We start from the raw sequence: 591 nt of genomic DNA, 5'->3' as shown, positions 1-591 counted from the left end.
GCAGTCAATAACGGACTACATGATCGGTTATTACAGTGCCCTTCGCCCGCATAAGCATAACGAAGGACTGCCGCCGAATGTGGCTGAGCAAGCCTACTGGAAAGCTCAAAAGACGGTGGCCTAAAACACTTGACCACTACATCTGCAACGCCGATTTCTCGCCAGACAACGATTATGCCCACAAGGTAACCTTAGACGACTACTATCTGTCCAAGTTCGAAACTACGCTTAGTGACTTTGACTTGTATCGCGAAATTATGGGCAGAACGCCTTACGCACCAGAGTTAAGGGCGAGAGAGGATCGACAGCACTTGTTTCAGCTGGATCTCCCGGCATGGACAAAAACTTGGCAAGAAGCCAAGGACTATTGTGTCTGGCTGGGTGAACTGGCGAACAGACCGTTCAATCTACCCTCGGAAGCGCAATGGGAGTTCGCGGCCAGAAACCGTGGAAGAGTTATGGTGATTTCTGGTGTATGGAAGCAGGCTGAAGGGGTGGCGTATCCTGTTGGTTGATCACCGCCAAGATCACAACCAACAGAGGAATGATACGCCATGTCCGAGTCTAACCTGCATGCTCTTTCACAACCAG

Annotated in this window: 1 protein-coding gene and 1 pseudogene; both read left to right on the top strand. The window is 50.6% G+C overall.

The window, feature by feature from the left end:
* Positions 1-124, top strand: a pseudogene (locus tag H3Z84_RS16985) (IS3 family transposase); the annotation flags it as partial.
* Positions 78-515 (top strand): formylglycine-generating enzyme family protein, encoded by a 438-nt coding sequence (locus tag H3Z84_RS00815; protein ID WP_199455914.1) that lies wholly within the window; start codon positions 78-80, stop codon positions 513-515. The pseudogene H3Z84_RS16985 and the gene H3Z84_RS00815, both read left to right, overlap by 47 nt.
* The last annotated feature ends 76 nt before the right edge of the window (positions 516-591 follow it).

It is taken from the genome of Marinobacter sp. bablab_jr003, from assembly GCF_016464245.1.
GTDB lineage: Bacteria > Pseudomonadota > Gammaproteobacteria > Pseudomonadales > Oleiphilaceae > Marinobacter > Marinobacter vinifirmus.
This window is presented reverse-complemented; position numbering and strand designations above follow the sequence as displayed.